Source organism: Rickettsiella grylli (assembly GCF_000168295.1).
Lineage (GTDB): Bacteria > Pseudomonadota > Gammaproteobacteria > Diplorickettsiales > Diplorickettsiaceae > Aquirickettsiella > Aquirickettsiella grylli.
This window is the reverse complement of record NZ_AAQJ02000001.1, coordinates 275001-292774: the sequence shown is the minus strand read 5'-3', so window position 1 is coordinate 292774 and position 17774 is coordinate 275001. Positions and strand designations below refer to the sequence as shown.

At 42.3% G+C, this 17774-nt stretch carries 13 protein-coding genes and 2 rRNA genes (1 of these 15 only partly in view); 4 read left to right on the top strand and 11 right to left on the bottom strand.

Features of this window, described 5'->3' with window-relative positions:
- Positions 1-42 precede the first annotated feature (42 nt).
- Positions 43-3414 (bottom strand): leucine-rich repeat domain-containing protein, encoded by a 3372-nt coding sequence (locus RICGR_RS01315; protein WP_006035109.1) that lies wholly within the window; start codon positions 3412-3414, stop codon positions 43-45.
- Positions 3415-3687: 273 nt separating this feature from the next.
- Here RICGR_RS01315 and RICGR_RS01310 point away from each other — a divergent pair, with 273 nt between their 5' ends.
- Positions 3688-5766 carry a catalase gene (locus RICGR_RS01310; protein WP_006035681.1) on the top strand — a complete coding sequence of 693 codons (2079 nt, stop codon included), beginning with the start codon at positions 3688-3690 and terminating at the stop codon, positions 5764-5766.
- Between the two features lie 25 nt (positions 5767-5791).
- Positions 5792-6493 (top strand): M15 family metallopeptidase, encoded by a 702-nt coding sequence (locus RICGR_RS01305; protein WP_006035616.1) that lies wholly within the window; start codon positions 5792-5794, stop codon positions 6491-6493.
- A gap of 5 nt (positions 6494-6498) precedes the next feature.
- Here the strand turns inward: RICGR_RS01305 and RICGR_RS01300 are convergent, their stop codons facing one another.
- The gene (locus RICGR_RS01300) at positions 6499-7152 is read right to left on the bottom strand and encodes a histidine phosphatase family protein (protein WP_006035569.1); all 654 of its coding nucleotides are present in this window, start codon (positions 7150-7152) and stop codon (positions 6499-6501) included.
- 16 nt (positions 7153-7168) lie between these two features.
- Complete coding sequence (kdsB, locus tag RICGR_RS01295; RefSeq protein ID WP_006034776.1) at positions 7169-7960, bottom strand: 3-deoxy-manno-octulosonate cytidylyltransferase; 792 nt, start codon at positions 7958-7960, stop codon at positions 7169-7171.
- Positions 7961-8129: 169 nt separating this feature from the next.
- Here kdsB and RICGR_RS07615 point away from each other — a divergent pair, with 169 nt between their 5' ends.
- Positions 8130-8297, top strand: a complete 168-nt coding sequence (locus RICGR_RS07615) for a DUF1328 family protein (protein WP_006035433.1) — start codon at positions 8130-8132, stop codon at positions 8295-8297.
- Positions 8298-8319: 22 nt separating this feature from the next.
- On the opposite strand, the gene tgt is transcribed toward RICGR_RS07615, so the two are convergent.
- The gene (tgt, locus tag RICGR_RS01285; protein ID WP_006035524.1) at positions 8320-9474 is read right to left on the bottom strand and encodes a tRNA guanosine(34) transglycosylase Tgt; all 1155 of its coding nucleotides are present in this window, start codon (positions 9472-9474) and stop codon (positions 8320-8322) included.
- Between the two features lie 12 nt (positions 9475-9486).
- Positions 9487-10206 (bottom strand): RNA methyltransferase, encoded by a 720-nt coding sequence (locus RICGR_RS01280; RefSeq protein ID WP_006035000.1) that lies wholly within the window; start codon positions 10204-10206, stop codon positions 9487-9489.
- A 106-nt stretch (positions 10207-10312) separates the two neighbouring features.
- On the opposite strand from RICGR_RS01280, the gene RICGR_RS01275 reads away from it, so the two are divergent.
- Positions 10313-11125 (top strand): inositol monophosphatase family protein, encoded by an 813-nt coding sequence (locus RICGR_RS01275; protein WP_006035836.1) that lies wholly within the window; start codon positions 10313-10315, stop codon positions 11123-11125.
- On the opposite strand, the gene secF is transcribed toward RICGR_RS01275, so the two are convergent.
- From secF to RICGR_RS01245, 6 genes are all read right to left on the bottom strand, one after another.
- The gene (gene secF, locus RICGR_RS01270; RefSeq protein WP_006035051.1) at positions 11122-12033 is read right to left on the bottom strand and encodes a protein translocase subunit SecF; all 912 of its coding nucleotides are present in this window, start codon (positions 12031-12033) and stop codon (positions 11122-11124) included. The two genes, RICGR_RS01275 and secF, sit on opposite strands and share 4 nt — an antisense overlap.
- A gap of 16 nt (positions 12034-12049) precedes the next feature.
- Positions 12050-13912: a protein translocase subunit SecD gene (gene secD, locus RICGR_RS01265; protein ID WP_006035805.1), complete on the bottom strand. Its 1863-nt coding sequence runs from the start codon at positions 13910-13912 to the stop codon at positions 12050-12052.
- Between the two features lie 6 nt (positions 13913-13918).
- Positions 13919-14257 (bottom strand): preprotein translocase subunit YajC, encoded by a 339-nt coding sequence (gene yajC / locus RICGR_RS01260; protein WP_006035177.1) that lies wholly within the window; start codon positions 14255-14257, stop codon positions 13919-13921.
- 88 nt (positions 14258-14345) lie between these two features.
- Positions 14346-15398, bottom strand: a complete 1053-nt coding sequence (queA, locus tag RICGR_RS01255; protein ID WP_006035392.1) for a tRNA preQ1(34) S-adenosylmethionine ribosyltransferase-isomerase QueA — start codon at positions 15396-15398, stop codon at positions 14346-14348.
- Between the two features lie 196 nt (positions 15399-15594).
- A 5S ribosomal RNA gene (gene rrf / locus RICGR_RS01250) occupies positions 15595-15710 on the bottom strand.
- Positions 15711-15995: 285 nt separating this feature from the next.
- Positions 15996-17774: ribosomal RNA gene (locus RICGR_RS01245) — 23S ribosomal RNA — on the bottom strand; it runs 1220 nt beyond the window's last position.

Sequence of the window (17774 nt, the reverse complement as noted above, 5' to 3'; positions counted from 1 at the left end):
TTTTAAATTTTTTATCAACGAAAAACCTTCGGCCAATTCCCTTTAAGAACGCGGTGAGGGTCGACCGTTATCGTTGTTTATTTCAGCGGATTCGGCCTCAATGAACGGTAATCTCGGCGGCGCTGCACGAAAAAATCGGCAGGTTGATTGGCTTGCGCGATAAACGCCATAGAACAACGCAATGACACATAAAATACCTCCTGCACACAGCACACTGATTAAAAATGGGCTGCTACCCAATAACAGGGCACTCTTCACGGAGGGGGATTGTTTAGAGGGTGGTGAAACATGCGTTTGGTTGAATTGAACCACTGGCGGGGTGTTTGTTGACAACCGACACGTATGCCAATCAAGCTGTTGAATACGATGATCAAGAAAACGAATCGGTGGTAATGAAGCTGCAACACGACAGAAACTTCTGCGCGTTGAACGATCAGGCTTCGCATTGATGATATCAAGCTGCTTTAATTTTGTTGCTGGTCGCATGGGATAAAATACACGCTTCATTTGCCGCGATAACTGCGTTGCATCGAGATCAGAACGATGGCAAGGCAGCTCAACTAATGCTTCTGCAAACTGTTTCAGTGAGCTTGCTTCACGTTTATCGTCATTCAAACGGAGTTGTTGTAACTGCGACTGATGGAGTCGCGGTGCTAAGGCATTAAAAAAATTCTCATCCAGAACGTTGTGACTGAGATCGAGAAAAGTGAGATTGGTTTGACTGAACCCCTGCGCTAAAAGAGGCGCACTATCATTGGAATTACTGATTTTATTGTGATTAAGATGCAATTCTCTCACATTGGTTTGTGGAAGCACCGCGAACCAATTCATTAATGGGATATCGGTTATTTTATTATCATTTAAATTTAATGCACGTAATGATAAGGTATGGTTTGCAAAAATCTCCGTTAACTCTACAACCGCTTCATCGTCCAGTTCACAGCGTTCGCAACTCAAACGAACTAATTGTGAGTCAGGCAGTGCGCTTGCCAGTTGTTTAAATCCTTGCGTTAACGAATTATCTGAAAGATCCAAATCCTGCAAAACAGACGTTGATAATTCCTCTGCAATCAGCGCGCCCGCTTCTTGCTTGAGATCGTTGTGAGCGACATTTAAGATCTTTAAATTCTGTTGATTCGTTTTTAATAGCCATTTAACCGCTTTACCTGTCAGTAAATTAGATGAAACATCGAAAGATTCTAAATGTTCTAAGCACGTCTGCAAGGCAATGAGGTGATCGCCTTTTAGGCCAGCATTACTTATTTTCAATCCCTTTAAAGAGGAATTCCCGTTTAATGTTTCACTGAACACTTTAAGTGCACGTGCGGAAAAGGGTTGACCGGATAAATCTAAGTGATGCAGCGAACTTTGTTGAATGCCTTGCGCAAGCGTTTGCAGACCTACATCAGTCAATGGATTGTTGGCTAGATTGAGTATGCGTAGCGAACGCTTAGGGAATGCTTCACTCATGCGCGCTATCCCCTCATCCGTTATGTTATTATCGGCTAATTGCAGATTGTTTAGATTTTGAAAATCACTGTAAATTGAATGCGCCAAAAATGTTGCGCTCACATCGGTCATATTCGTATGCGTCAAATGAAGTTCTTGTAGCGTGGACGCCGCTAAAGAACCTATTAATAAGTGAAACAACGCATCGTTTAAGAATTGATTGCTCATATCCAAACGCGTGACATTGATTCGTGTTAAAAATTGCGCTAAGGCGTGCATATGTTGCTGACTAGGTTCTTCCCGCGCATCATTTTTTAGAGCGCCTGAGACATTGAACACTTGCAAGGGTGTAATCACCCTGGATTGCACAGTCAACAAAAATTGTTCCCAGGTCGAAACGGGCCAGCTTGGCCAGTCTTGTTGTGAAAGATCAACGCGTGTCATTCCACGCACCGCCGGTAATTCACTGAGATAACGGATGAATGTGCTCGGCGGCATTTTTTGCTGCAATAAATTTTCAAGACACGCTTGCGCGCTAAAACTCTGTTGATAATTTACAAAAGACCAATCACACGCGACACATTCGTAGCGTTCGCTGAGCGTCAGAAATTTGAAATAATTTCCATTATTTTCACAAGCCGATTTATCCTGAAAATAATCACTGATATCGATCCATTTTTTTACAATGAAATCAAGATAACGACAGAGAGAATAAAAGGTGCACACCGAAATGAATAACGAAGGAATCCAAAACAATTGCGTGAGTGGCCGTGTATCGTCCCCTAAGGTCCACCGAAAATAACGTGCCATCCAACGTGTTTTCTTTCGTCGATCGCTTTCGATAAGCGCCGTATCTTCTATTTCGAAGGGTTGCGATGACATCTCTGTCGATTCACGTTCAACGGCGTGGCGAATATGCACTTGGCACGGATCGTTACGAAGGGTTGCTAAAATAATTTCTCTTAATTCTGTTAAATCCGCTTTATGGATGGGGTCAGCAATAAATCGTTCCAAATTCTCTGGATGAAAGCTGGCTGCGATTTGCGTCAGTAACTGCATTGCGCGATAACGGATGAGAAAATAACGGGATTCTGTCAGTTCAATTAAAGTATTGACTAACGCTTTTTTGAGGTGAAATGAAATCAGTAAATGGTGATCATTTGTTTTTCTACCGTCCCACAGCACCATGAATTTAACCTGAGCGAACCTTTTATTTAACGTACTCAAGGGAAACAACACTGCACAAGCGTCTAAAAACGTCAGTGATTCTTTATCCAAATGACGTAAAACCGTTGTTATATGGGTTGTAACCTCTTGTGTATCCAGTGGTTGCAATGGGTCGTGATATAAAAACACAGAACTTAAACCGGCCAAAGGCGGAATCAATACAATGCCTAACCAGGACCAATAAGACGCTTCATGAATCACATCACTGCCCAAATGATTCGTCCACGTGATTTGATTGGTCGCGGTTCCTTTTAGAATATCAAACCCTGTCACACCACATCGTTCTTCTGGAAAAAGACGATAACTCCTCCAATCATGAAATAATAAAGCCGCCAGGATTACAGCGCCTACATTCGAGAAGACAAAACGCGTTGAATCGATAAAACGTCTTATGAGATTTGCTTGTTGAATCAATGACACATCATTCAGAGGAATGCCTTCACCCTTCAACCAAAATAAACGAATTGAATTTCGATTTTCCAATGAATCATCAACTTCAAACGAATGTTTTAGTTCCCACCACGCTAAACGGTTAATAAAATAAGGCGAATGCCAATATCGCGTGAAGACGGCGAGCGAGGAAATTGTTTGGCTTAACGTTTGGCTTAAATCCGTATTCGATTCATTGGATTCGCGCTCGTCTTCTTCGGAGCGCTCGTTATTTTGATCATTCAATTCATCGGCAAGTAGAAATGGATCAAAGTCCTCTTCCGATTGCAAAAATTCCTGTGTGTTCATTTTGTCCTTTTTATTTTTCGTGTTGGTTTACATTTTTCTTATTTCTTAATCCATAATAAAAAATAAATTTTATCTTCGCAAGTGCATTTATTTTTTTATTCATAAAAATTTTCCGATTGCGCGCATGTTTATTTTTTATACTTCCCCTTACAAATTTTAATTCCTATTCGTATCGTCTCTCATTTCTTCTATACTCTAATCTTCTATACTCTAAATAATTTTTTGAAAAATGTCGTTTTCTTCGTATCCCACTTTTTTCAAGGACGTTCTCACATGGCTAAAAAAATTCAACGGAAAAAAATGAAAGCAACCGTTCAGAAAAAACGAAATCGCGCAAAAACGCATCAACACGCACGCGATCACGTTCCCCTTTTAACAACCGCACAAGGTGTACCGCTTTCGGATAACCAAAATTCTTTAAAAATAGGTGCGCAAGGACCCACCTTACTTGAAGATTTTCAGCTTCGTGAGAAAATTTTTCATTTCGATAACGAAAGAATTCCTGAACGGGTTGTACACGCGAGGGGGTATGGTGCACATGGTTATTTTGAAAATTACCGATCGCTTGCACAATACACCTGTGCGGATCTCTTTCAACGAAAAAACGAAAGAACACCGACGTTCGTCCGTTTCTCGACGGTCGTTGGAAATAAGGGTTCTGCTGATCTGGCACGCGATGTTCGTGGCTTTGCGGTTAAGTTCTATACGAAAACAGGAAACTGGGATATCGTGGGCAATAATATACCGGTTTTCTTTATTCAAGATGCAATCAAATTCCCCGACTTAATCCACGCCGCTAAAGAAGCGCCGGACCGTGGTTTTCCGCAAGCGCAAACGGCGCATGATAATTTTTGGGATTTTATATCGTTGAATCCTGAAAGTATGCATATGATCCTGTGGGTCATGTCAGACCGCGCACTGCCACGTTCGTTCCGTTTTATGCCGGGATTTGGTGTCCATACGTTCCGACTTGTTAACGCGAAACAACAATCGACCTGGGTTAAATTTCATTGGCTCCCCCAACTGGGCATCCAATCAGTAACATGGGATGAAGCGGTTCAACTCAATGGTGCCGATCCTGATTTTCATCGTCGCGATTTATGGGAAGCGATTCAATCTCATCAGTATCCGGTGTGGGAATTGGGAATGCAGCTTTTTGATGAAACCCGTGCGAAAACATTTGATTTTGACGTCTTCGATGCGACCAAATTAATTCCTGAAGAATGGGTTCCGATTCAAAAAGTGGGCCGTTTAGTCTTAAATCGTTGTGTCGATAATTTCTTTGCGGAAACAGAACAAGTGGCTTTTTGCACGCAAAATATCATCCCAGGAATTGATTTTAGTCATGATCCTTTACTTCAAGGACGCAATTTTTCTTATTTAGATACGCAAGTCAAACGTTTAGGAAGCCCAAACTTTACTCAGTTACCCATTAATGCCCCTCAATGTCCTGTCCATCATTTCCAACAAGACGGACATATGGCTTTTCATTCGGTTTCTGGAAGGGCCAATTATGAACCCAATTCGTGGGGGAAAGGACCTCGTGAATCGTTAAAAAAAGGATTTAAATCCTTTGCGGCGACGGAGTCCGGTCAAAAATTACGATACCGGTCAAAACGTTTTTCTGATTATTATAATCAAGCCCGTTTGTTTTACATCAACCAAACCGCGATTGAACAAGCGCATATCCAATCGGCCTTCGTTTTTGAATTAAGTCATGTCACAACCCCTGCCATTCAAAGGCGTGTGATTTCACATTTATTGAATATTGATACGCAACTCGCCCATACTGTTGGAAAGCAATTAGGGTTAACGCGTCTACCCAAACCTGCGCCTGTATTTTGTAGTCAGAAAAAAAATCCGTTGCATGCCCCGTCGTTAAGTATCCTACTCAATAATCCCAATACGTTTAAGGGAAGAAAATTAGGGATTATTCTCACTGAAAAAAGTCATTTTTCGTTGTTGACGCATTTAGAAAAAGCAACTAAAAAAGCAGGGGGAACCGTGGACCTCATTGCACCTACGCTTTCTCATTTTAAAACTAAAAAAAAAATAACACCTCAACACAGCTTTGAAACCGCCGTTTCAGCACGCTGTGATGCCATCGCCATTTTAGCGCGCGCAAACGATTTAAAAAAATACAACACCCTCAAATTAGTGACGTTTTTACGTGAAAGTTTTTATCACAATAAATTTATCGGCTATATCTCCGAGTTGACGGATCTTTTTAAATGTTTAAATCTAAAACTGGATTCCGGAATGATCTGTTTAGAAAATGTGGATACCTGTCAACAATTTATAAATCAGTGCCGCACCTTGCGCTATTGGGAGCGTCATAAAACGTCCTCATGATGGACGCTCCGGAATACGGATTTTTATGATTTATTTTTCGAGCGTTAAACGTCATTTTCAACTTCTTTTTATCGGCTTTATCCTATTGGCGTTGACCACGCATCGGATTTTTGGTGAAGAAAAACAGGATGATTTTGTTTATGCGCGTGCAATTATTCCTCGACTTCAACAAGACATTCGTTATTGTGGTATGCATAATTTTGTGGGCCACCCCATCGATGGCTATAAAAGACCGGTCTGCATCCTCACGCGTGCTGCGGCACAGGCGCTCTTGAACGTTCAAATTGCGTTGAATAAAAAAAATTTAGGTTTATTGGTTTATGATTGTTATCGGCCGCAAAGGGCGGTTAACGAATTTATTCAATGGAGTCAAACGCGCGATCAACGCATGAAATCTCGTTTTTATCCACGCATCGATAAAAGCAGACTTTTTCAATTGAATTATATCGCGCCGCGTTCAGGCCATTCACGGGGCAGCACCGTCGATCTGACAATACTTGATCTTGGAACGTTGGACGTTCTTGATATGGGTACCCCTTTCGATTATCTCGATCCGTTATCTCATCCTAACAATCGGAATATCACAAACGCTGCGTTTCACAATCGGATGTTGTTACGTCAATTAATGATCCAATTTGGCTTTAGACCCTTAACAACGGAATGGTGGCACTTCACGTTAAACCATGAACCGTATCCACATACCTATTTTAATTTTGACGTAAAATGAGGGGATTAATGCGCGAAATAGTGCATTAAATAATCGGGATTTTTATTCCAAAATTCCATTTTCCATTTATTTTCGGTATACGTGAATAAACAAATATTTCCGGTGGCCACTTTAAAGGTTTTCGCCTCTACCCGTTGTTCAAATAAACCGGGAATCAGTTTAAGAAAATAACGTAATCGACCGTTACTGGTCACCACGACGAGCGTGTCTGTGGATGCATGTTGACTGACCAGATGATGACTAAACGCTTGAATTTCCTGAATCATTTGGGCAGGTGATCCAGACCATCCAGCTGTTTTCGGCCAAATACTCTTATTTTCCCAGTCGGACAACGCGTGACCTTCACCGCGTGCTTGAATTTGCGATTTGTTTAAACCGGACCAATACCCGTAATCAATTTCATTTAAACGCGGATCGATCATCGGCTTTAAGGATGAATGTAATTGTTTTAGGAGGATAGTGGCATAGTCACGCGTCCTTTTTAAAGGACTGCAATAGATCATTGTAGGCAGTTGTTTTGCCTTTTGTAAGGCGTGTGCTAAACATTTCGCTTGTAAAATGCCAGAACCGACTAAAGGAAGATCGTGTGTCGCACCGACCCATACGGTCGGTTCATGATCAGAAAAAGTATTACCGTGGCGCGAAAAAATAACGTTCATCTTACTGCATCGCTTATCATAAAGGAACACATTCACCTTGAGTTTCGATTAACCGTTCAACGCGCATAACGTCGTCGGGGCTGTCAATGGACGCGGTTGTACGACCTTTATAATCCACCAGAACAATTTTAATCGGCTGTCCATTTTCTAACCAACGTAATTGTTCAAGTCCTTCTAATTGCTCTAAGGGTGTTACGGGCCGTGAATAATAGTCGCGCAGTGCAGCGTATCGATAGGCGTAAAGACCAATGTGCCGATACAGTGGTGGCTCTTTCATTTGGGTGTCTCTTACATAGGGAATCATGCGTTTAGAAAAATACATGGCGTTCAACGCCTTATCACAAACCACCATCGTACCGCCCACTTCTCCTTTTAATTTGGCTTCGTGCAGGGCGGCATACTGATCGCTATTAATGCGCGTGGCTGGCGTTGCAACGTCTAAATCCTTGTTCGCTATCATCATATCGACTAATGTTTGTAAGATCCAAGGCGGCGTTAAGACCGCGTCGCCTTGTAAATTTAAAATGAGGTCTGGTTTTTCATCTAACCCAGAAAGTGCAGCAAAACACCGTTCTGTTCCATTATGATGTTCGGTGGTCATCACGACATTGGCGCCAAATTCACGTGCATGGTGTTGAATCTTTGCATGATCGGTTGCAATGTAGACTTCATCAATGCCTTGAATGGCTTTCGCAATAGACCACACCCGGTAGATTAAACGATGACCTTTAATCCGGACTAATGGTTTTCCTGGGAAACGAGAAGAGGCATAACGTGCTGGAATCACAATAACCTTTTTATACGACATATGAATAAATTCCCGTGATTGATTTTTTTATGAACAGTTTTTATTTTCTTTTGCTTCAAAACAATCCAAAATGCGTGCGTTTTCTCAGAATCTCACGCATCACTTGCGATGACTGAATTCATCAACTACGCTTAAGTCCTCAACGTAGTGTAACAAGGGGAGAAATCGTATGTTAGCGTGGGCCTTTATCTTTCTTATCATTGCTATTATTGCTGCCATTGTTGGGTATACGGGCGCTTTTGCAGCGGCAGCCGGTATTGCAAAAGTTCTTTTCTTTATATTCATCATATTAGCCATCATTGCGTTTATAACCCTGCTCTTCCGTCGACACCAATAAAAAACGAAGGCATTTGTGTCACTTAGCATTCGTTCAAAATAAAGCGCCGTATTTGCTCGCAAACCTGATGCATCGTGTGTATATTATGAATGCATGCCAGCTGATAATAAAGCGAGGCGCTTTGTTTAAATAAAAAGTGTAAATAAGCACGTGTAAAGTGCCGGCACGTGTAACATAAACAGTCGGCTAAAAGAGGCGTTTCATCTTTGGCATACATCGCTTTTTTAATCAAAATTCTGGATTTTTTTTCTTCGCTAACAAACGCTAAGCGATTATTTCGCTTTATCACGTGCCCATGATAAAGCGCGCCATGCCGCGCATTGCGTGTCGGGGCTACGCAATCAAATAAATCAATGCCTTTCGCCGCGACATCAATCAAATCTTGAGGGTTTAGCCCAACGCCCATGGTATAACGAATTTTATCTTCGGGTAATAACGGGCGAATCCAATCAATGACTTCCTGTGTTTTTTGCATATCAAATCCAATCACTTCTCCACCAAGGGCTATCCCCGCAAGGTCCGCTTCTACAATAAATTGTGTACTGAATTCACGAAGATCACGAAAACTTCCACCTTGAATAATGCCAAATAAAGCTTGTGGATAACCATACCGCGAATCTGAACGGGTATAGGCTTCCCTCGAGGCTAATAACCATCGATGTGTACGATCCATCGCCGCTAATGCAGCTTCCCTTCCTCCTTTTTCGGGTGTACATTCATCAAAAGCCATGATGATATCCGCACCAATGATTCGTTGCGCTTCGATTGAACTTTGGGGTGTCAAATGAATCACTTTTCCAGTGACAGGATGTTTAAAATGCGCGCCTTCTGCGTCAATGCGACATATTTTTGCATTTTTCGATAAGCTCAATACTTGAAAGCCTCCACTATCGGTTAACAGGGGTCGATCCCAACCCATTAAACGATGCATTCCTCCGCTGGCTAAAATAACATCCAAACCAGGATTCAAGAGCATATGGTAGGTATTACCGCCTAAAATAATTTGCGAACCTGCTGTTTTGAGATCATACGGTGTCATATGATTAACGAACGCGCGCGTCCCTACCGGCATAAACGCGGGTGTTAACACGTGGCCATGCGCTGTTGTCAATTGCATCACACGACCATAAGAATTTTTACTGGATTTAATAAGTTGACAATGCAATGGATTATTCATAAAAAAAGCACATTAAAATGGGGATTCTTTTTTTTCTAGCGCGCTGAATATGCCTTGCAAAATTTTTATTTCATCGCTATCTAATTCAGCACGACTAAATATTCGACGTAATTTATCCATCACGTGTTGACTACGATTGGGTTTCAAAAATTCGATTTTTTTCAGTCGTTTCTGTAATTGACCATAAAAATAATCGTGTTGTTTGACATCCGCAAGTGGAACCGTTCTTTTTTTAATGTTTTTTTCTTGTAAAAAAGCATTCCGTAATTCATAGCAAACAATTTGCACGGCAGCGGCTAAATTTAATGAGTTATACTCAGGATTCGCTGGGATGGTCATTTGAAAATGACAGCGTTGTAATTCTTTATTCGTCAAACCACATCGCTCTTGCCCGAATAGAATCGCTATTTTTTGTTGGCAATGATTCATTATTTTTTCAGCCGCAACGCGTGGGGTTAACGAAACCCAATTGAACTCGCGGACTCGTGTACTGGTTCCAAACACGAGTTGACAGTCTCCAAGCGCTTCCTCTAACTGATCAACGACGATTGCATCGGCTAAAATGTCAATCGCATGACTGGCTCGCACAGAGGCATTGATATGCGGAAACGATTGAGGCGCCACTAAATAAAGTTGCTTTAAACCCATCGTTTTCATCGCACGCGCCGTTGCGCCAATGTTACCCGGACAGGTGGTCTTCACCAGTACGATCCGAAGTTGTGAAAGCGGCATGATTTTTTCCTATTTATTTTTATAAACGCATTTAAGATATTTTAGAGGGCCAAGCTATGGTATCATTCTGACACGTTTAAAAATATATCATTTTCATCTTAAACCCATGCACCCTTTCTTAAAAATAGCCGATCGCGCGGCCCGTCTGGCAGGTAAAACGATTTTAGATGGTTTAAACCGTTTAGACCGACTTCGCATGCAAGAAAAATTGGACAATCGCGGCGTTGTCACGGAAATTGATTTAAAAGCGGAAAGAATTATTATTTCCATCATTAAAGAAGCTTTTCCTCAACATGCGCTACTCGCTGAGGAAAGTGAACCGATTGAAGGGGATGAATATACGTGGATTATTGACCCGTTGGATGGAACCTGTAATTACGTTCATGATTTTCCGCATTTTGCCATTTCTATCGCGATTAAAAACAATGAGAAAGATCGTATCGAGCACGCCTTAATCTATGACCCCTTACGTCAAGAAACATTTACTGCAACCCGAGGACAAGGGGCTTATTTAAATAATACACAACGGTTTACGCGTCGTTTACGGGTCAGTTTGCGTTCAACGATTCCTGAGTCTTTATTAGGAATCGCTATTCCAAGTCGTGGGCTTACGACGCTCGGTGCTTCTATTAACAAAGATGCTTTACGCGCCATGATGTCACAAGCCAGTGGCATACGTCGAACGGGATCAGCCGCGCTTGATTTAGCGTATGTTGCTGCAGGGCGTTTAGATGCCGCTTTGGAACTTGAGCTTGCACCGTGGGATATGGCCGCAGGTATTTTGCTGGTTCAAGAAGCCGGTGGAATTGCCTGTGATCTTAAAGGTGGTGAAGATTATTTTAAGACCCGACATATTATCGTTGCGAATCCTAAACTTTGTCCATTAGTACTTCAGGCGATTGATCGCAATGGGGTTTAGGGTCTATCGTCCACCTTTTTTATGTGCAGAAAATGACGTCGATCAAGACCTAATGCAACCGCAATGCTTCCTGCCACATAGATCGACGAATACGTACCGACGACGATACCTATTATCAACGCTAATGCAAAACTATGAATCATTGTTCCACCCAATAGGCAGAGCGAAAGCACAACCAGTAATGTTGTCGCCGATGTCATAATCGTCCGCGAGAGGGTTTGATTAATCGACAGATTAACCACGTCGACAGCGGTCCCTTTACGCAGTCTACGAAAATTTTCACGAATTCTATCAAAAATAACGATCGTATCATTTAATGAATAGCCAATGACCGCTAAAATCGCTGCAAGGGCCGTCAGGTTAAATTCAATGTTAAATAAAGAAAACATTCCTAAAATCACGATCGGATCATGGATCAATGCAACGGCTGCGCCCATTGCAAACCGATATTCAAAACGCAACGCGATATAAATCATGATCCCTAATAATGCGATAAAAACGGCTAACGCACCTTGTGTTGCCAGTTCTTTTCCAACCTGTGGACCTATATATTCAATTTGCTTTAATTGTGCACCCGGTAACGCTTTTATAATGTGTGCACTTAAATCCTGCTGTGTCATTTGCTGATGGGCGGCCAAACTTATCACTACATCTCGTGAGGTTCCGTAACTTTGCACTAAAATATCTTTAAATCCTGCTGCCACTAATTGTTTCCTCAATAAGGGTATATCTGCAGTGTGATTAAAAGAAACTTGCAGTTGACTACCGCCGGTAAAATCTAAACCCCAACGTAATCCTTTTGTCAGTAACGCGCCCGCAGAAATCATCATGAGCAATAACGATAAGCCGACCGCCCAAGAACGTAAGCCTAAAAAATTGATATGCGTTTGTTTTTTAAAAAATTCCACCCATTTACCTTTAAAACTAAATACCAATCGGCAACCGTTTGAGAGAACGTCCGCCATACCACGCATTAATCAACGCACGCGTCACCATGATTCCAGTTAACATCGAGGTTAATAACCCGAACGTTAATGTTACTGCAAACCCTTTAATAGAACCTGTACCTAAACCAAATAAGATGAATGCGACAATTAATGTTGTGACATTCGCATCAATAATCGTGATTAATGCACGATCATAGCCTGCATCAATACTCGATTGTGGCGAAACACCACGGCGGAGCTCTTCACGAATTCGCTCAAATATGAGGACATTGGCATCAACTGCCATACCCACCGTGAGGACAATCCCAGCCATCCCCGGTAACGTTAACGTCATCCCCAATAAGGATAATAACGCCACTAATAATACAACATTGAGCGCTAACGCAATGTCGGCAATGAAACCGAAAACACTATAATAAGCCGCCATAAATATAACCGCTAAAATAAACCCGACAACAATCGAGAGGATCCCTTTATGAATATTTTCAGCACCTAATTGGGGTCCGATGGTGCGTTGTTCAACCACGTAAATGGGTGCGGGTAACGCGCCTGCTCGCAATAATAAAGAAAGATTTAAGGCTTCTTGTGGATTGGTTAACCCGGTGACTTGAAAATTAGGCGGTAACGCCGTTTGAATTCGCGCAATGCTGATGATCCGTTCTACTTTACGCGGAATATGGATCATTTTTCCATGGATACGTTTGACGCTATTTTTGGTTTCTACATAAACAATCGCCAATGGTTTACCTACATTTTCACCGGTCACTTGATGAAAATAACTTTCTCCGCCGCCACCTAAGCTAATACTAACTGCCGATCGTCCGGATTCATCAAAGCTTGTTGACGCATCGGTAATTGAATTCCCCGTTAAAATAACTTGCTTTTTCAATAATACCGGTTGATTTTCATAGTGATATAATTGTGAGCCCGCAGGTGAACTATTATTGACTTGAGCGAGATAGGGATCATGCGTGATATCGACTAAACGAAACTCTATTGTTGCCGTTCCCCCTAAGATCTGTTGTGCTCGCGCTATATCCTGAACACCTGGCAAATCGACTAAAATTCGATTACTTCCCTGCTGTTGAACAATGGGTTCTGCAACGCCGAGCTCATTAATTCGGTTACGCAGTGTATTCACTGTTTGATCAATGGCGAGTTGACGCAAATTATTGAGTCCTTGTTTCGACCAAACAACGATAAGCTGTTTGGGATTTTCCGTAGCTTCAGTAAATTCAAATGCTGGAAACTGTTGTTGCAACAAACGTTTGGCTTGCGTTAGGCTATTTTTATCTCTGAATAAAATGGATAATTGTTTTTCTTTTGGTGTTAAATCCAAATAACGAATACGCGCTTGTTGTAGATTTTCACTAATATTCTTCGCTAAACCCTCCATGCGTTGTGCAATCAGATTATTGATATCGACTTCTAACGCAAAATGCACACCGCCCCGCAGATCCAATCCGAGTTTCATTGGCACAGCACCAATAGCCTGCATCCAACGGGGAGCTGAAGAAAGTAGATTAACCGCTACGGTATAATTATCACCCAATGCGGAAGATAAAATATCCTTGGCTTTAAGCTGGGTATCGGTATTATTAAATCGCAATACCAGCGTTTGGTGACGACGTTCTTCTTTAGTAGGAGAAATTTGTACCGATTTCATCAGGTTATTCACCGTGGACTGTAAAGCATCCAGATTCACATGCAGTATGTCTGTTGACGGTGAAATTTGCACGGCCGGCTCCTCTGGAAAAAGATTCGGTGCGGCATAAATAAAACCCAATACGAGCAGCACGATTAGTAATACATTTTTCCAGAGAGGATATTTATTGAGCATAAAAAACTAAGACTTTATTGTTCCTTTCGGTAAAACACTTGAAACGGCTGCTTTTTGCAAATTAATTTCCACATTTTCTGCAATTTTTAACGTAATTAAATCACCATTTAAGCGGATCACTTTCCCCACTATCCCGCCGGTCGTTGTGACTTCATCACCGATTGCCAAATTCGCCATTAATTGTCGATGCTCTTTTGCACGTTTCGCTTGCGGCCGCCACAATAACAAGTAAAAAATGACGACAAATCCTAATAAAATTAAAATTTGCGAAAGTCCACTCGATTGCGGTGTTATCGCAGATGTTGTCGTTGATTGTGCGAACCCATCAGTAATAAAAAAATGCATACTTTTCTCCTTAGGAAATCAATAATTGAGCCAAGCAATTTACCTGGTTCGTTGTTCATTCGCAAATTTTATAGGTTGCCACACTATTCTAACTAATCCACATCGCATCGCCATAGCTAAAAAATCGGTAACCCTGGAAAACCGCCTCTTGATAAGCCTGCATAATCAATTCATACCCGCCCAATGCACACACTAACATCAATAATGTTGATCGCGGTAAGTGAAAATTGGTAATTAATGCATCAATACAATGAAAGTTAAAACCTGGATAAATAAAAAGATTCGTTTCTCCTGCCAATGGATTGATCTGGCCCTGTAAAGCGGCGGTTTCTAAACTTCTTACGACAGTCGTTCCTACTGCAATAATGCGCTTATTGAGTTGCTTAGCACGTATAATTTGTTCACAGACCGTTTTTGATACCGTAACGTATTCATGATGCATGCGATGATCTTCCAGACGATCGCTACGAATCGGTTGAAAAGTTCCCGCACCCACATGTAAAGTAATATACGCAATATGAACGCCTTTCGTTTTTAATTCAGTTAATAAATCTTCATCAAAATGTAAACCCGCAGTCGGAGCAGCAATCGCACCGGGTACAGAAGCGAACACCGTTTGATAACGTTCCCCATCGAATAATTCATCCGCTCTTTGAATATAAGGAGGTAATGGGATATGACCTATCTGATTTAATAATTCTAAAATAGATAAATTCGGCTCAATTAAAAAAACCAACTCATACATCGTTTCAGTTCGATTGACTATTTCCACATGCATCTCATTTTCTAAGATCAGCCGAGTCCCTCGTTGAAGCGATTTGCTGGATTTTAGTTGCGCAAGAATACGTTGTCTCTCTAAAATTCGCTCAATTAAAATTTCGACTTTTCCGCCTGTGATTTTTTTAGCAAACAAACGAGCAGGTATCACCTGCGTGTTATTTAAAACTAATAGATCACCTGGATTTATAAAATCTAAAATATCTTTGAATTTTTTATGTTGCATGACGCCGGTTGTTTTATTTAAACACAGCAATCGACTATCCGTCCTTTGCTCTGTGGGATAGTGCGCGATCAGTTTTTCGGGAAGTTCATAAAAGAAGTCTTCCGGTTTATATTGAGTTTGTAAGCGAGTTTGTAACATAAAGTACAAGTAAAGCAAAAGTGAAATTATTGTAATAATCAAGTCTGTTGCTTTAGTTCGAGGCAAATTGTTTTTGAGTAGTGGAGTGTACTAGAGTACATGAGCAACGGAAAAAACAATTTAACAACGAAATAAAGCAACAGATGCCGATTATAAAGAAAAAACCCGCGATTAGCGGGTTTTTGTGTATCAAGTAGCCTGGCAATGCCCTACTTTCCCATGGGGGAACCCCAAAGTATCATTGGCGCAGAATAGTTTCACGACTGAGTTCGGAATGGGATCAGGTGGTACCTATTCGCTAAGGTCGCCAGGCATTCATTTTGCGCCACTGCTAAATTAAGTATTTGATGAATAGCTGCGTTGTCGTCTTTTTTGCGGTACTCATTTACTCATGAGTAAACTCCGTTCCTAAAAAAGACGACGCCTTGCTCTTCAGTCAAATCCCTTCTTTAGCAGTGGCGCGAATCCGTTAATCTTTTAACTTTCGCTAATCTTTACATTAGCGGAAATCTTTAACAAAAAAAAATCTGTAAAAAGTAGTTTGTAGATATGCTTTATTCAACTGAAGTCATCCTAAAGAATAACCAGTAGGATTCTCAAATTAAGCCACACGGTCAATTAGTATGGGTTAGCTCAATACATTACTGTACTTACACACCCCACCTATCTACGTCGTCGTCTTCAACGGACCTTGAGGAGGATTAAATCCTCGGGAGATCTTATCTTGAGGGAGGTTTCCCGCTTAGATGCTTTCAGCGGTTATCCTGTCGGTACGTAGCTACCCGGCTATGCTTCTGGCGAAACAACCGGACCACCAGCGGTACCTCCACGCCGGTCCTCTCGTACTAGGCGTAGCTCCTCTCAAATCTCCAGCGCCCACGGCAGATAGGGACCGAACTGTCTCACGACGTTCTGAACCCAGCTCGCGTACCACTTTAAATGGCGAACAGCCATACCCTTGGGACCTGCTTCAGCCCCAGGATGTGATGAGCCGACATCGAGGTGCCAAACACCGCCGTCGATATGAACTCTTGGGCGGTATCAGCCTGTTATCCCCGGCGTACCTTTTATTCGTTAAGCGATGGCCCTTCCATTCGGAACCACCGGATCACTATGACCTGCTTTCGCACCTGCTCGACGTGTTTGTCTCGCAGTCAAGCACCCTTGTGCCATTACACGCAATGCGCGATGTCCGACCGCGCTGAGGGTACCTTCGTGCTCCTCCGTTACTCTTTAGGAGGAGACCGCCCCAGTCAAACTACCCACCATACACTGTCCCCAAACCCGATAAGGGCCCTAGGTTAGAACTTCAACGTTAACAGGGTGGTATTTCAAAGGTCGGCTCCACGAATTCTAGCGAACTCGCTTCAATGCCTCCCACCTATTCTACACAGTTAAATTCAAAGTCCAGTGTAAAGCTGTAGTAAAGGTGCACGGGGTCTTTCCGTCTTGCCGCGGGTACGCTGCATCTTCACAGCGATTTCAATTTCACTGAATCTTGGGTGGAGACAGTGTGGCTGTCGTTACGCCATTCGTGCAGGTCGGAACTTACCCGACAAGGAATTTCGCTACCTTAGGACCGTTATAGTTACGGCCGCCGTTTACCGGGGCTTCGATCCGCAGCTTCACCTGCGCTGACATGACTTTTGAGCTTTATTTTCGAATTATTTTTCTTTCTAATTCATTGTCAAAAGCCATCTCAGCGCAAGTTAACTACTTCAATTAACCTTCCGGCACCGGGCAGGCGTCACACCCTATACTTCCTCTTTCGAGTTCGCAGAGTGCTGTGTTTTTGGTAAACAGTCGCAACCACCTGATTATTTCAACCTCCCTCAGCTTGTGGGGTATACCCACTCACCAAAAAAGGTGCACCTTCTCCCGAAGTTACGGTGCCAATTTGCCTAGTTCCTTCACCCAAGTTGTCTCATCGCCTTAGTATTCTCTACCTGTCCACCTGTGTCGGTTTGCGGTACGGTTCCTATAGACCTGAAGTTTAGAGAGTTTTCCTGGAAGCAGGGCATTAATTACTTCATCGTTAACCGAGGTTAACAACTCGTCATCACGTCTCGAGATTAACGAAACTCCGGTTTTTCCTAGAGTCTCTCTCTACTCGCTTAAACCGGAACTACCAGTCTCCGGCTAACCTAGCCTTCTTCGTCCTCCCATCACAATCTATAAAAGTACAGGAATTTTAACCTGTTTCCCATCGACTACGCGTTTCCGCCTCGCCTTAGGGGCCGACTCACCCTGCGTCGATTACCGTTGCGCAGGAATCCTGGGACTTTCGGCGGGCGAGGTTTTCACTCGCCTTATCGTTACTCATGTCAGCATTCGCACTTCGGATACCTCCAGCAACCCTTACAGGTCACCTTCAAC